This window comes from Leucobacter weissii, assembly GCF_017565745.1.
GTDB lineage: Bacteria > Actinomycetota > Actinomycetes > Actinomycetales > Microbacteriaceae > Leucobacter > Leucobacter weissii.
In genome coordinates this window covers 68,616-83,284 of the sequence record NZ_JAGDYM010000013.1, presented here as the reverse complement: position 1 = coordinate 83,284, position 14,669 = coordinate 68,616, and the positions used below count along the sequence as shown (strand labels likewise).

General features: G+C 70.8%; 12 protein-coding genes. 4 read left to right on the top strand and 8 right to left on the bottom strand.

All coding sequences use genetic code 11. The features are described 5' to 3' along the window. Window positions 1–5: 5 nt before the first annotated feature. Genes J4H92_RS11370 through J4H92_RS11360 form a run of 3 tightly spaced genes read right to left on the bottom strand, consistent with a single transcriptional unit; the run spans window position 6 to window position 2,683 of the window. Complete coding sequence (locus J4H92_RS11370; RefSeq protein WP_208098307.1) at window positions 6–926, bottom strand: hypothetical protein; 921 nt, start codon at window positions 924–926, stop codon at window positions 6–8. Between the two features lie 30 nt (window positions 927–956). After that, on the bottom strand, window positions 957–2,003 hold the full coding sequence (locus J4H92_RS11365) for a tRNA (adenine-N1)-methyltransferase (protein ID WP_208098306.1): 1,047 nt from the start codon (window positions 2,001–2,003) through the stop codon (window positions 957–959). After that, a complete protein-coding gene (locus tag J4H92_RS11360) occupies window positions 2,000–2,683 on the bottom strand; it encodes an HAD family hydrolase (RefSeq protein WP_341783082.1) in 684 nt (227 codons plus the stop codon). The genes J4H92_RS11365 and J4H92_RS11360 overlap by 4 nt, the downstream gene beginning before the upstream one ends. A gap of 139 nt (window positions 2,684–2,822) precedes the next feature. Here J4H92_RS11360 and J4H92_RS11355 point away from each other — a divergent pair, with 139 nt between their 5' ends. Then, window positions 2,823–3,734 carry a proteasome assembly chaperone family protein gene (locus J4H92_RS11355; protein WP_208098305.1) on the top strand — a complete coding sequence of 304 codons (912 nt, stop codon included), beginning with the start codon at window positions 2,823–2,825 and terminating at the stop codon, window positions 3,732–3,734. A gap of 16 nt (window positions 3,735–3,750) precedes the next feature. Here J4H92_RS11355 and mshC read toward each other — a convergent pair whose 3' ends face one another. The 3 genes from mshC to J4H92_RS11340 all read right to left on the bottom strand — a co-directional run bounded on the left by mshC (window position 3,751) and on the right by J4H92_RS11340 (window position 7,264). Continuing rightward, window positions 3,751–5,004, bottom strand: a complete 1,254-nt coding sequence (gene mshC, locus J4H92_RS11350; RefSeq protein ID WP_208098304.1) for a cysteine--1-D-myo-inosityl 2-amino-2-deoxy-alpha-D-glucopyranoside ligase — start codon at window positions 5,002–5,004, stop codon at window positions 3,751–3,753. Further along, entirely contained in the window at window positions 5,001–5,870 is an 870-nt protein-coding gene (locus tag J4H92_RS11345) for an undecaprenyl-diphosphate phosphatase (RefSeq protein WP_208098303.1), read from the bottom strand. The genes mshC and J4H92_RS11345 overlap by 4 nt, the downstream gene beginning before the upstream one ends. A 68-nt stretch (window positions 5,871–5,938) precedes the next feature. Continuing rightward, a complete protein-coding gene (locus J4H92_RS11340) occupies window positions 5,939–7,264 on the bottom strand; it encodes a M20/M25/M40 family metallo-hydrolase (RefSeq protein WP_208098302.1) in 1,326 nt (441 codons plus the stop codon). A gap of 123 nt (window positions 7,265–7,387) precedes the next feature. Between J4H92_RS11340 and J4H92_RS11335 the strand changes: the two genes are divergently transcribed. Next, window positions 7,388–8,365 carry an EamA family transporter gene (locus J4H92_RS11335; RefSeq protein ID WP_341783081.1) on the top strand — a complete coding sequence of 326 codons (978 nt, stop codon included), beginning with the start codon at window positions 7,388–7,390 and terminating at the stop codon, window positions 8,363–8,365. 86 nt (window positions 8,366–8,451) lie between these two features. Continuing rightward, entirely contained in the window at window positions 8,452–9,789 is a 1,338-nt protein-coding gene (locus J4H92_RS11330) for a hypothetical protein (RefSeq protein WP_208098301.1), read from the top strand. A 72-nt stretch (window positions 9,790–9,861) separates the two neighbouring features. On the opposite strand, the gene J4H92_RS11325 is transcribed toward J4H92_RS11330, so the two are convergent. Further along, window positions 9,862–11,538, bottom strand: a complete 1,677-nt coding sequence (locus J4H92_RS11325; protein ID WP_208098300.1) for a SulP family inorganic anion transporter — start codon at window positions 11,536–11,538, stop codon at window positions 9,862–9,864. Window positions 11,539–11,678: 140 nt separating this feature from the next. Between J4H92_RS11325 and J4H92_RS11320 the strand changes: the two genes are divergently transcribed. Beyond that, the gene (locus J4H92_RS11320) at window positions 11,679–12,761 is read left to right on the top strand and encodes an ATP-binding protein (RefSeq protein WP_208098299.1); all 1,083 of its coding nucleotides are present in this window, start codon (window positions 11,679–11,681) and stop codon (window positions 12,759–12,761) included. Between the two features lie 23 nt (window positions 12,762–12,784). Here J4H92_RS11320 and J4H92_RS11315 read toward each other — a convergent pair whose 3' ends face one another. Beyond that, window positions 12,785–14,668, bottom strand: coding sequence for an alkyl/aryl-sulfatase (locus tag J4H92_RS11315; protein ID WP_208098298.1), 1,884 nt, complete (start codon window positions 14,666–14,668; stop codon window positions 12,785–12,787). Window position 14,669: the final 1 nt, after the last annotated feature.

The following is a 14,669-nucleotide window of genomic DNA, read 5'->3' as shown; positions in this document are numbered from 1 at the left end:
CGGGCTCAGCTCGCCGCGAGGATATCCACGACATGGACGACGGGCTCGCCTTCGCCCGGGTCGAGAATCACGACCTGGGATCCCACCGGGTACCCCGTCAGTTGCTCACGGAACGGGAACGTGGGGTTCGCCTCGGCCTCGGTTCCGAACGCGACGAGTCCGCTCTCCCAGGTGTTCTGCACGACCTCGCCGCTCCAGTCCACCGTCAGGGCCTGGCCGATGGCCATGCTCTCGGCGGTGATCTCCTCGCCGGTCCCGAGCACCCGCGGTGCCACGCGCGCCTCGCTCGGGCCGGAGGCCGGCGGGAGGACGACACCCGGGCGTCCGGCGTCGTTCACAGCGATCGCCGGGAAGCCGTTCGGCAGCGCGCGTTCGGAGCCCTCCGCCTGCGTGCGGAACACGCTCCGCACCGCGATCACGGCCGCGATGGCATCGGATCCGAGCTGGGACGCCTGCGCCTGCTGCGGGGTCATGGCCACGGCCACGCTGTCGCCCGGAGCGGTGCACAGCAGCGCGGCGGCGATCAGGAAATCCGCGCCGATCGAGTTGCTGTCCGAGCTGCTCAGCGCCGCCGAGGCTTCGCCGATCAGGTCTTCCGGAAGCGCGAGATGCGGGGCGCCCTCGCGCTCGTCGAGAACCTGGCCGGTGACCGCGTCGAAGAGCGTGACGTCGGCCACGACGATGCCGCCGGGAGCGGCCGTATCGGATCGCTCCTGCGCCTCGACGATCAGGCTGCGCTGGGCGTTGAGGATGTCGTTGGCGCCCTCCCCGATCGCGGACGGCTCACCGGTCACCGCATTGCTCAGCACGCCGGGCTGGAGCGGGTTCTCGCAGACGGTAGCCGGGGACTCCGCGGAGGTGCACGCGGTCAGCCCGGTCACGAGCAGCGCCGCGGACACGGCGGCGGGGATGATTCGACGACGCATGAAGACCTCTCGGGAGACTCGGCAACCCGTTCAGCTTATCTGATCCGGAGCTCCGCGATCCTCAGCGAACCGCTGGGCCTCGCGCACCTTCTTCCGCAGGGCCTTCTCGCTCTTCGACCACTGGCCGATGGTCTCGGGCGTCCAGTCGGCGCCCGCCTCCCCCACCAGGTCGGGCGTCCAGGCGGCCACGTCCGCTTCGCTGTAGTCGCTCTTCGACGCCCGGCGCTTCCGCTCGGGCAGCACGGTGCCGGGCGCGAGCCTCCGAGCCGAGATCAGGAACCCGGTGTGGGCGACCATCCGGTGGTCCGGTCGCACCGCCAATCCCTCGACGTGCCAGCCGCGCACCATCGTCTCGTTCGCCTGCGGATGCGTGAACTGGGCGCTGCGTCGCAGCTCCTCGGCCACACGGGACAGCTGGGTCACCGTCGCGACGTAGCAGAGGACGACGCCTCCGGGCCTGAGCGCCGCTGCGGCCGCTGCCACGCACTCCCAGGGAGCGAGCATGTCGAGCACGACGCGGTCGACGGATCCGGCCGCGCAGCGTGCCGGCAGCTGCTCCTGCAGATCGCCGACCGTCACGGACCAGTTCGGAGGCGCCGCCCCGTGGAAGGCCGCGACATTGGCCCGGGCGATCTGTGCGAACTCCTCTCGCCGTTCGAACGACAGCAGTTCCCCCTCCGGCCCGACCGCCCGCAGCAGGTGCAGCGAGAGGGCACCTGAGCCCACTCCGGCCTCGACCACGCGGGCTCCGGGGAACACGTCGGCGAGCGAGAGGATCTGCGCGGCGTCCTTGGGGTAGACGATGGCGGCTCCGCGCGGCATCGACATGACGAAGTCGCTCAGCAGAGGGCGCAGGGCGAGGTAGGGCTCGCCGCTGCTGTTCGCGACGACCGAGCCGTCCGGCAGGCCGACCAGTTCATCGTGCCGCAGCAGCCCTCGGTGGCTGTGGAACTCGCCTCCTGCGACCAGGGTGATGGTGTGCAGGCGGCCTTTCGGCCCGGTCAGCTGGACCCGGTCGCCGATGACGAACGGGCCGCTCCTCGCCGGGCCGGGGGCCGCAGATGTCTCGTCGTTCACGAGGAGAAGTGTATCGAGCGGAGCGCGGAGAACCGATCCCGCAGGCCCGCCGCGTCGACGCCGAGCAGCGAATCCCAGATGCCGTGCGCGCGTTCGCCCTCGAGCCCGATCAGATTGGGCACGCCGATCGCGACGGCGCCCGAGGCGACCGCCGCGCGCAGGCCCGTGGGCGAATCCTCGATCGCCAGGCACCGCTCGATCGGCGCCCCCGCGGCGCGCGCGCCGAGCAGATAGGGCTCGGGGTGGGGCTTCGGATGCCGCACCTCGTCTCCGGCGACGATCGCCGCGAAGCTGTTCGCGGGCAGTTCGGACGTCACCTGCTCAGCGAAGGAACGGACGGACATCGTCACGAGCACGCTCGTGATCCCGTGCGCGGCGAGGGACGCGAGCAGCTCGCGGGCGCCCGGGCGCCAGCTCAGGCCCTGCTGCGCGGCGCCCTCGCTCACCCCGCGCACCCATTCGGCGACGATGTCGTCCGCGCTCAGCGGGACGCCCAGCTCCCGGAAATGCTCCGCGGCCTCCCAGAGGCCGGAGCCGATCAGCCTCCGGTGCGTGTCCGGCGTCATCTCGACGCCGTAGCGCCGCAGCATCTCGAGCTCGGCCTCGAGCCAGAGCGGTTCGGAATCGATCAGTGTGCCGTCCATGTCCCACAGGACGGCGGCGAGCGGTGGTGTGGTCACCCTCAGAGTTTAGAGGTCGCGTCGCCGGCGTCGCCCCACCCCTCGTCGGCCTCGCGCGGCTTCCTCCTCGCCGACCGGGCTATCCTGGGTGGATGAGCACGGAGCTGGACCGAGAAGTGCGCACCGGGCGGGAAGGCGCATGAACGCAGAAGACGAATCCATCGCCCACCCGCGCGTGCTGCTCGCCGCCTTCGAGGGCTGGAGCGACGCCGGCGCCGCGAGCACGACGGCGCTGCAGCATCTCGGCGAGCTGATCGACGCGGAGCCGCTGCACGCCGTCGGCGCCGACGGCTTCGTGGACTTCCAGGTCCACCGGCCCAAGGTCGCCTTCGACCGTTCGGGACGGCGAGTGATCGACTGGCCCGAGACCAGACTCTACGGCACGGTACGGCGGCCGGGCGCCGACGGCGGGGAGAGCACCGGCGACGAGCCCGAGAACGTGCACTACCTCGACGGCAGCGAGGTATCGGAGATCTTCCTGCTCGCCGGGGTCGAGCCCGCGCGGGACTGGGCGGCGTTCACCGAGGAGATCGTGGAGCTGATCGACTCCTGGGAGGTCGACACGGTGATCCTGATCGGGTCGCTGTTCTCCGACGCGCCGCATTCCCGTCCCATCATCACGACGCTCACGAGCGAGGATCCGGAGCTGCGTTCCCGGACCGGCGCGACGCGGAGCGACTACGAGGGCCCGGTCGGCATCAACACGGTGGTCGAGCTGGCGCTCGTGGAGGCGCAGATCCCCGTGCTCGCGCTGTGGGCGCAGGTGCCCCACTACGTGCACAGCGCCCCTTCGCCCAAGGCGACGCTCGCGATCCTCGACAAGCTCGAGGAACTGCTCGACGTGGTGATCCCGCGGGGCGACCTGCTCAGCGAGGCGAACGAGTGGGAGTCGAACATCGACCGGATCGCGGCCTCCGACGAGGACATGGCGCAGTACATCCGTCATCTCGAGGAGGCCCGCGACACCGCCTCGGCCCCCGAGGCGACGGGCGAGGCCATCGCGCACGAGTTCGAGAAGTTCCTGAACATCGACCCGGACGAGAAGCCGTAGGAGGCCCCGGAGCCGATCAGTCGCCGGTCAGGCTCACGCCGAGCAGCGCTTGGACGGCGGCGGCGACCGTCTCGGGATCGTCCACCCCGCGGTCCAGGGCCGAGTCGAGCGCGGCGAGCATGACGGGGGTGTCGAGATCGTTCGCGAGCGACTGCCGCAACTGCTGCAGCACCGCGACGGAGTCCGCCGGATCCGCCGAGACCCGGGTCAGTCCGGCCCGCCAGGCGTCGAGTCTGCGACGGGCCGTATCGAGGTCCGAGTCGAGCCACTCCCACTCCGAGCGGTAGTGGTGCGCGAGCAGCGCGAGACGCAGCGCGGACGGGTCGGCCCCGCGATCCAGCAGCTCGGAGACGAGCACCAGATTGCCCCGCGATTTCGACATCTTGTGCCCCTGGTAGCCGACGAGTCCGACATGGCAGTAGGCGTGCGCGAGCGGCATCCCGGAGAGGGCCGTGGCGTGGGCGGCCGTGAACTCGTGGTGAGGGAAGATGAGATCCGATCCCCCGCCCTGCACCGTGAACGCGCTGCCGAGCTCGGCGGCGGCGATGACCGAGCACTCGATGTGCCAGCCGGGCCTCCCGGGGCCGACCGCGGAGTCCCACTCCGGTTCGCCCGCGCGAGCGGCGCGCCAGAGCAGCGGATCGAGCGGGGAGCGCTTGCCCGGGCGTTCGGGATCGCCGCCGCGTTCGGCGCTGAGCAGCTCCATCAGCGCACGGTCGTAGGGGGCGACGTCGCCTAGGCGCCACTGGGTGAGACGTTCGGCTTCGAGGGTGTCGAAGTAGAGGTCGTCGCCCTTCGACTCCGCCGCGGGCACGGAATAGGCGAGCCCGAGATCGAGGAGCCGTCGTACCGCTTCGGAGATCTCCCCGATGCGCTCCGTCACCGCGACGAAGCTGTCCGGCGGAATCATGCCGAGCCGGTGCATATCGCTGCGGTAGAGGCCGATCTGCTCATCCGCGAGTGCTCTCCAGTCCACGCCGGTCTGCCCGGCGCGTTCGAGCAGCGGGTCGTCGATGTCGGTGATGTTCTGCGCGTAGCGCGTCTCGATCCCGGCGTCGCGCCAGGCCCGGAGCAGAACGTCGAACGCCAGATAGGTCGCGGCGTGGCCGAGATGGGTCGCGTCGTAGGGAGTGATCCCGCACACGTACAGCGTGGCGCGCCCCTCGGCGATCGGAGGATGCTCGATCCTCTCCGTCGCGGTGTTGAAGAGCCTCGGGGCGTCCCCGGCTCCGGTCAGGGCCGGCAGGACGGGCGGTGTCCAGGTTCTCACGGTGTCACTCCTCCGCTCGCGGCGGTCGCCGCTGTCGCGCCGCTCTCGGCGTCTATCGTTCCCGTCGCGAGCAGCACGATGATCACGAGACCGAGCAGTACCCGGTACACGACGAAGGGCATGAAGCTGCCCCGGGAGATGTACCGCATGAACACGCCGATGACCACGAGAGCGACGACGAACGCCACGACGGTGGCCGCGGCGGTCGGCCCCGGTGGCGCCGCGACCGGATCCCCGATCGACTTGATCAGCTTGTAGCCGCCCGATCCGAACACCGCGGGAATGGCGAGCAGGAAGGAGTAGCGAGCCGCGGCCTCGCGCGTGTAGCCCATGAGGCGGCCGGCGGTGATGGTGCCCCCCGAGCGCGATACGCCGGGGATGAGGGCGAGGGATTGCGCCAGTCCGAAGAGCAGGCCGTGCTTCCAGTTCAGCTGCGACAGCTCTCGCTCCTGCTTGGCGTAGCGGTCCGCGGCTCCGAGCAAGATGCCGAAGACGATCAGGGCGAAGGCGACGAACCAGAGCGAGCGCAGGGTGCTGTCGATGGCGTCCTCGAAGAGCAGCCCGAGCAGCACGATCGGCACCGTGCCGAGGATGATCCACCACCCCATGAGGGCATCGGGGTCGCGCCGGGGCACCGATCCGGCGAGCGAACGGAACCATCTCCCGATGATCCGGACGATGTCCTTCCAGAAGAACACGACGACCGCCGCCTCCGTGCCCAGCTGGGTGATGGCGGTGAACGAGGCCCCGGCATCGCCGATGCCGAGCAGCTCGCTCGCGATGCGCAGGTGGGCGCTGGAGGAGATGGGGAGGAACTCGGTGAGTCCCTGAATGATGCCGAGCAGGATCGCCTCGAAGAAGCCCATGCCTCACCTTTCCGCGCTCGACCGCGCACCGAATCAGGCCCGACGCGGGCCAGCGTCCACCCTACTCGTCAATAGCTGCGCAGCAGGTCCACCAGCACGCGATGCCCGAAATCGAGGGCCTCGAGCGGCACGCGCTCATCGACCCCGTGGAACATCCCCGGAAAATCGAGGTCTGCCGGCAGGCGCAGCGGCACGAAGCCGTAGCCGGTGATGCCCAGGCGCGAGAGCGCCTTGTTGTCGGTCCCGCCCGACAGCAGGTAGGGCAGCACCCGCGCCTCGGGATCATGGACGCGCAGGCTCGCGATCATGGCGTCGACGGCCTCCCCCGCGAACGGCACCTCCAAGCCGATGTCGCTGTGCAGGACGTCGATCTCGATGTCCTCGCCCACGATCCGCTGCACCTCGGCGAGGATGCCCGGCTGATCGGCGGGGAGCGATCGCACGTCCACGAGCGCCTCGGCGGTGTCCGGGATGACGTTGTGCTTGTAGCCCGCGGCGAGCACGGTGGGGTTCGAGGTGTTCCGCAGGCTCGCCTGGATGAAGCCGGCACCCTTGCCCGCGCGCAGCACCAGTTGCTCCGCGCCGACCTCCTGCGGATCCTCCCCCAGGATCCCGGCGATCGAGTCGATCAGCTCTCTCGTGGTGTCGCAGAGCGCGAGCGGCCAGTCGTGCCGTCCCAGCGCGGCCACGGCCTCCGCCAGCCGGGTGACCGCGTTGTCGTGCCACACGCGGGAGCCGTGCGCCGCAGTGCCGCGCGCGCGCAGCCGGATCCAGTCCATGGCCTTCTCGCCGGTCTGCAGCAGGTAGGCACGGGTGCCGCCCAGCTCCACCGAGTACCCGCCCACCTCGCTGATCGCCGTGCCCGCGCCCGCGAACAGCTCGGGGTGATGCCGCACGAGATGGTGGGAGCCGTAGACCCCGCCGTTCTCCTCATCGGCGAAGAACGCGAGGATGAGCGTCCGCCTGGGGCGCTCGCCGGCGCGCAGCAGCTCCGCGACGGCGGTCAGCATCATGGCGTCCATGTCCTTCATGTCGACGGCTCCGCGCCCCCACAGCATGCCGTCCTTGACCACGCCGGCGAAGGGATCCACGGACCAGTTCGCCGGGTCGGCCGGGACGACGTCGAGGTGCCCGTGCAGCACCAGGGCCGGAAGCTCGGGCTCGCCTCCCTCGACCCGAGCGATCACGCTCGCGCGCCCCGGCTCGGACTCGATCGTGATCGGCTCGAGGCCGAGCGCGCGCAGGTAGTCGGAGACGTAGGCGGCGGCCTCGGCCTCGGGGTTGGCATCGCCGCCCCCGCGGTTCGAGGTGTCGAAGCGGATCAGATCACGGGCGATCCGAGCCGTCTCGGAAAGCGCGGCCTCGGCTGCGGCGCCGTGCGGTGCATCGCTCATGACTACCAGCGTACCGAGAGCAGGCCGGGAGTGACGATTTGTTTCCCCCACCCACGATCCGGATAGGATCGGGGGTGGACAGCGCGCCACCGCCCGGACGGTGTCGGCGACGATATCTCGGAGGTGACGGCGGTGCGTGCGGCGCGCGGGTTCTCTTTCGCCGGTTTCGTGCTGGCCATCGGTTCCGCGGCGTGCTTCGCGCTGTCGGGGATCTTCGCGAGCGCGCTCATCTCCTCGGGGTGGTCGCCCGGCGCGGCCACGACGGCCCGTATCCTCTTCGCGGCGCTCGCCCTGCTGATCCCCACGCTCGTGATGCTCCGAGGTCAGTGGTCCCGGGTGCTCCGGGCATGGCGCACGATCCTCCTGTTCGGTCTGCTCGCGATCGTGGCGTGCCAGCTCTCGTTCTTCGTCGCCGTCCAGTTCATCCCTCCCAGCCTCGCCCTGCTGATCGAGTTCATGGGGCCGGTGCTGCTGATGCTCTGGACCTGGGCGCGGACGAGGCTCGCGCCGTCCGGCGTCACCCTGCTCGGGGCCGCACTCGCGGTTCTGGGCCTCGTCGCGATCTCCGGCGTGCTCGCGGGCGGCGCCCTGAATCCGCTGGGCATCCTCTTCGCGCTGGTCGCAGCGGTCGGCAACGCCGCCTACTTCGCGACGGGCGCCTCGCAGGAGCACGGCATCGCCCCGCTGCCCTTCGTCGGTCTCGGTCTCGCGCTGGCCGCAGTCGGGCTCGGGATCGTGAGCGCCGTCGGCCTGCTCCCGTTCCGGATCTCGTCCTCGCCCGTCACGATCGCCGACGCGGAGGTGCCCGCGGCGGCGGCCGTCGCGGGCATGGTGCTGGTGTCGACCGTCTGCGCCTACGTGCTGGGCGTGGCCGCCTCCCGGCGCCTCGGCGCGACCGTCGCCAGCTTCACCGGCTATTCGGAGGCGATGTTCGGGATCGTCTGGACGATCGTGCTCCTCTCGGTCGTGCCGACGGCGATCCAGTGGCTCGGAGCGGCCCTCATCATCGCCGGCGTGGTCACCGTGAAGGTCGGCGAGCTTCTGCGCTCCCGGAGCTCTCCGCGCGTCGGATCCTCTCGGCGCACCACCCGCAACGGGTGAGAGCAGCCCCGCGAGGTGCGCGGATAGGCTGAAGTGGCCGGTGACGCGGCCCCGGGACGGAGGGGCCGCCCGGGGACGGAGGAATCATGGGGGCATCGGACGACGTCCATGCGCTTCGAGCTCGCATCCTCGAACTCGAGCAGCGGAGCCGCGAGCTCGAGGACAGGAACCGGGAACTCGCGGCCGCGGCCCGGCGGCCGGAGACCGGGCGCGCACCGGCAGGCGGCCGGGCGCGCACCGCGGTCGCCGTCGTCCTCGTGGTCGTGAGCGTGCTGCTCGCCCCGGTGGCCGCGCTCGGCACCTGGGCGCGGCTGCAACTCGTCGACACGGACCGCTTCGTGCAGACCTTCGCGCCGCTCGCCGAGCAGCCCGCCGTCCAGTCGCTCGTGACCGATCAGGTGGTGCAGGGCATCGAGGAGAACGTCGACGTCGACGGCCTCGTGTCCGATCTCTTCGCCGGCATCGAGGAGCTCGACCTCCCGCCGCGAGCGAAGGCCGCGGTCCCGCTGCTGCAGGGCCCCGCGGCCGAGGGCATGCGATCGCTCATCAGGACGGGTGTCGAGCAACTCGTCTCGTCGCCGCAGTTCGCGCAGCTCTGGGAGGGCGCTCTGCGCGAGACCCACGGGCGTGCGGTCGCCGTGATCCAGGGGGATCCGAACGCGGCGCTGCAGCTCTCGGAGGACGGCACGCTCTCGCTCCAGCTCAGCAGCGTCATCCGCGAGGTGAAGGACGTACTCGCCGGGCGCGGCCTCGGCTTCGCCGAGAGCATCCCCGAGATCGATCGCGCGATCCCGATTCTCACCGCGGACTCGCTCGTGCTCGTGCGCACGGTCTACCAGATCGCGGTCGCGGCGGGCTACTGGCTGCCCTGGATCGTCCTCGCGCTGCTCGGCGTGGGAGTCGCCCTCGCGCGGGATCGTCCGCGCGCGCTCGCCTGGGCGGGAGCCGGCCTCACCGTCTCGTTCCTGCTGCTCGCGGCCGGCCTGGGCATCGGCAAGCAGTTCTTCGCGGGGGCGGTCAGCCCCTCGATCATGCCCGCGGCGACGGCGCATCTCGTCTTCGACCAGCTCACGCTCCTCATGTCGTCGACGATCCTGGCGATGGTCGTGCTCAGCATCTTCCTCGCCCTCGGCGGCTGGATGGCCGGCGGATCCCGCCCGGCGCGGGCGATCCGCGGCGCGGCGGAGACCGGTTTCTCCGCGGCGCGCGGGGCGGCGGATCGACGCGGTCTGAGCACGGACTCCTTCGGACGCGCGGTCGAGCGCTGGCGGTCCGCGATCGTGCTCGCGACGATCGGGGTCGGGGTGGTCGTCCTCTTCCTGAACCGCCCGCCCACGGCGGCCGGCGTCGTGACCACGCTGCTCGTCGTCCTGCTCGTGCTGCTCGCGGTCGAGCTGCTGCGTCGGCCGTCGCGGGAGCGGTGAGCGGCCTCCTCGGATGCTCAGGGCCACTCGCCGCCGGAGGGCGCGGGCGGGACATGATGCCCAGGACCCCCGTCAGCGCTCGCGCGTATGGCGCAGCGCCTCCCTGTTGCTCGCGTAGACCCGATCCGGTTCGGCGATCACGCCGAACCGCCGGAGGCGAGGAAGCGCACCGGTTCTGACCCGGCTGAAACCGATCTCGATCTGGCGTGCGTCGAGCCATTCCCGCAGCCGCGCGAATCCGTCGGCGGCGGTGACGTCGACATCGGTCACCGCCTCGAGGTCGAGCACCAGATGGCGCACGGGCTCCCCGGACTCCGCTGCGGCGTCGACGGAGCGGCGGATCGTCCGCATGAACTCCTCCGCATTGGCGAAGAAGAGCGGCGCCGCCAGTCGGATCACCAGCACACCGGGCGCGGAGACCGTGCCCGAGCCGGCGATCAGCCGCTCCGAGTCCGCATCCGGGGAGACCGGGGCGGCTCCGGCCTCCCCGGGCACGGCGAGCACGTCGATCGCGGGGTGGGCAGCGCGACGCGCGAGGTTGATCAGTGCGAGCACGAAGGCCACGATGATCCCCGGAATCGACCCCACGAGCACGGTGACGAGGAAGCAGACGGCGGCCACCGCGAACTCGAAGCGGTCGAGCCGCCACAGCCGACGGAGCTTGCGCAGCCCCAGGAGCGGCGCGACGGCCACCGCGACGATCGCGCCGATGGCGGGCGAGGGAATGCTCTCCAGAAGTCCGGTGCCGAAGAGGAGCAGGATCAGGGTGACCGCGGCGAGCAGCAGCGAGGGCAGCTGCGTGCGGGATCCGGCCTGGTCCATCGCCGCCGTGCGCGAGGTCGAGGAGCCGACGGAGAAGCTTCCGCTCAGACCCGCGGCGACGTTCGCGAGACCGTAGGCGGCGAGATCCCGGTCGGCGTCCACCGGATAGCCGCGTCTCTCGGCGTAGGACCGGGATACGAGCAGCCCCTCGACCGAGATCACCGCGGTCAGCGCGAGTGCGGAGGGGATCAGTAGCAGCCACTCGTGCAGACCGAGCGTCGGCAGGGTGAGCACGGGCAGGCCGGCGGGCACCTCCCCCAGCACGGCGACGCCGGCCTCCTCAGCACCGGCGACCGCGACCGCGGCGGTGGCGCCGACCAGCACGATCAGGGCCCAGGGCACGAGCGGGGAGAGACGCCGCCCGAGGACGATGACGCCGAGCGACAGCGCGGAGATCAGGGCGGACCAGGGGTTCGCCTCGACGAGCCCGCCGATCAGTCCGATGAGCTTGCCGACGAACTCCTCACCGGATTCCAGATGGATGCCGAGCATCTTCGCGGCCTGAGAGACGAGGATGTCGAGCGCGAGTCCGCCGACGAAGCCGACCAGGATCGGTTCGGAGAGGAAATTCGCGAGGAAGCCGAGTCTGCACACCGCCATGAGCAGAAGGACCGCACCGCAGATGATCGCCTGCGCGAGCGCCATCGTGAGGTACGCATCGGAGCCGGCTGCGGCCAGCCCGCCGAGCGAGGAGGCGACGAGGGCCGCGGCAGCCGCATCCGGAGACACGACGACCTGACGGGACGACACCGTCAGCGCGTAGACGACGGTGGGCACGATGAGCGCGTACAGCCCGGCCGTGGGCGGCAGTCCGGCGATCTGGGCGTAGCCGATGTTCAGCGGGATAGCGATCGTCACGAGCGTGATGCCCGCGAGCAGCTCGCTCCCCAGGTTCCGGAGCTCGAAACCAGCCAGTACCCCGGTCATCGGCGCCCTCCTCTCGGACACGGTTCGGATCCGATCTGAGGCCACCCTAGGCCCGGATCGCCGCCGAGTCGACGACCGCTCACCCCGAGGGGGCGAGCGGTCCCCACCGCCCCCTCGGGCGATCGGATAGCTTGGTCTGCATGTCGGAACAGCTGCCCATCGGAACCCTCCTCGACTCGGATGCGCCCGCCGTGCTGCAGGCCAGTCGCCTCAACCGTCACACCTTCTGGTGCGGGCAGAGCGGTTCGGGGAAGACCTACGCGCTCGGCGTGCTGCTCGAGCAGGTGCTCCTGCACACGCGGTTGCCGCTCGTGATCCTCGACCCGAACTCCGATTTCGTCCATCTCGGAGGGGTGCGGGAGGACGCGGCGCCCGAATCGGCTGCGCGCCTCGCGGAGCGCGATGTGCGGGTGCTGCGCTCCGGCTCCGGCCACGGCGATCCGCTGCGGGTGCGCTTCGTCGACCTCGACGTGCGTTCCCGGGCCGCGATCCTGCAGATGGATCCGGTGCTCGACGCGGAGGACTTCAACGCGGTTCTGCGCGTCGAGGCCGACCTGCTCGCCGGTCTCGACCAGCCGCTCGTCGCCTGGCTGCGCGAGCGCCCCGAACCCGCGTTCCAGCGGGTCGCCACCCGCATCGAGAATCTCGGCGTCGCCGAGTGGGACCTCTGGGCCTGGGGCGGACCGGACGTGACCGACGTGCTGAGCGAACGGGCGGACGCGACCGTCGTCGACATCGGCGGCTTCGACTCGACCGCCCAGATGCAGGCCGCGGCGCTCGCGGTGCTCGATCGCCTCTGGGCCGGGCGGCACGAGCGGATCGGTCGGCTCGTGGTGATCGACGAGGCCCACAATCTCTGCTCCCCCGAGGCCACGACTCCACTGGCCCGGCTGCTGACCGACCGGATCGTGCAGATCGCCGCGGAGGGCCGCAAGTACGGCATCTGGTTGCTGCTCTCGACGCAGCGCCCCTCGAAGCTGCACCCCAACGCGATCTCGCAGTGCGACAACCTCGCGCTCATGAAGATGAGCTCGCCCCGCGACCTCGAGGAGCTCTCGCAGATCTTCGGCTACGCCCCCGGCGAGCTCATCCGGCGTTCTCCGGGTTTCTCCCAGGGCCAGGCCCTGTTCGCCGGTGGCTTCGCGCGCGAGCCGCAACTGGTGCGGATGGGGTCGCGATTGACCGAGGAGGGTGGAGCGGACGTGCCGATCGAGCTGCGCTGACCGGCACGTCCGCCGTTCTCAGCTCACGGCAGGACGATGTTGAAGGAGGGATCCGGCGCATCCAGCACGGCCGTGAGCCTGCCGAGCACCCCGGCATCTCCAGCGATCTCGATGCCGTCCGAGGTCTCGTCCCCTGCGAGCAGCGCGAGCAGCCGCAGTTTGGTCGCCGCGGTGACGGTGGCGTCGGCGCCTCCGTCTCCGTCGATCCTGAGCCGGTGGATCAGCACCCCGTTGCGGAGGACCAGTCGATAGGTCTCGTCGAGGTCGGAGAACACGATGTCGAGCGACAGCGACTCGTCCCACGCGCGCGGCCCGTCGACCCGGATCGCGATCGAGTCGAACACCTGCGACGGGGAGAGCTGTCGGAGCACCTCGACCGGCGTGGTCTCGGTCGGAGTGCCGAAGTTCCGACCCCGCAGTTCGGTCGCGCCGGAGAGGAAGAAGTTGCGCCAGGTGGCGTTCTCCACCGTGTAGGCGAGCTGATCCAGCGTGGCGGCGTAGAGCTCGCGGACTCCGGCATGGTCGGCATCGGTGAACACCGCGTGATCGAGCAGGGTGGCGGCCCAGCGGTAGTCGCCCGCGTCGTAGGCGTCGCGCGCGATCTGGAGCACCCGATCCAGCCCTCCGATGGCCTCGACGTAGCGCCGTGCCTGAGCGCCGGGCTCGTGCGGCCACAGTCGCGCCGGATTGCCGTCGAACCAGCCCATGTAGCGCTGGTAGATGGCTTTGAGATTGTGACTCACCGAGCCGTAGTAGCCGCGGGCGTGCCAGGCCCGCTCGAGCGCCGGCGGCAGTTCGAGGCTCTCGGCGATCTCGGCTCCCTGGAAGCCCCGGTTGATGAGACGCAGCGCCTGGTCGTGGAGGTAGGCGTACAGATCCCGCTGGAGGGAGAGGAACTCGCGGATCCGGTCGCTCCCCCACGTGGGCCAGTGGTGCGGCGAGAAGATCACGTCGCTGCGCTCCGCGAAGAGGTCGACCGCCTCGGTGAGGTAGCCCGCCCAGCCGTGCGGATCCCGCACGACCGCGCCGCGGAGGGTGAGCAGGTTGTGCAGGGTGTGGGTCGCGTTCTCGGCGATGCAGAAGGCGCGATAGCGCGGGAAGTAGAGGTGCATCTCCGCCGGGGCCTCCGTGCCTGGGGCCAGTTGGAACTCGATCTCGACGCCGTCGACCGTGATCGTCTGACCGGTCGCGGTGATGAAATCGGTCGGCACGACGAGCCCGACCGTGCCGGTCGAGGGCGCCTGGCCGAGACCGGCGCCGACCTGCCCCGCAGGGCCGCGGTCCAGCGCCGCCCCGTACATGTATCCGGCCCGCCGCGCCATCGCCGCCCCGGCGTAGACGTTCTCCGCGATCGCGTGCTCGGTGAAGCCCTCGGGGGCGATCACGCGCACCTCCCCGCGGTCGACGCTCTCCTGGTCGATCACCCCGAGCACCCCGCCGAAGTGGTCGACGTGGCAGTGGGTGTAGACGACGGCCTTCACCGGCCGGTCGCCGCGGTGCTCTCGATACAGCCGCAGCGCCGCCGCGGCCGGCTCGCGGGAGGTGAGCGCATCGACGATGATCACGCCGGTGTCGCCCTCGACGATGGTGAGGTTCGAGAGATCGAGGCCGCGCACCTGATAGATGCCCGGCACCACCTCGAACAGGCCCTGGATGGCGTTCAGCCGCGACTGCCGCCAGAGACTCGGGTGCACCGTGGCGGGCGCCTGCTCCTGCTGCGCGAGGAAGTCGTAGGAGTCGTTGTCCCACACCACCGCTCCGGCGTCGTTCAGCACGACTCCCGGTTCGAGGCGGGCGATCAGTCCGCGCGCGGCATCGTCGAAATCGCGAGTGTCCTCGAACGGAAGCCCGGCATAGGCCTCCTCGTGCGCTGCGCGTACGAAATCGCTCGGCTCGGTCTGTGGCATG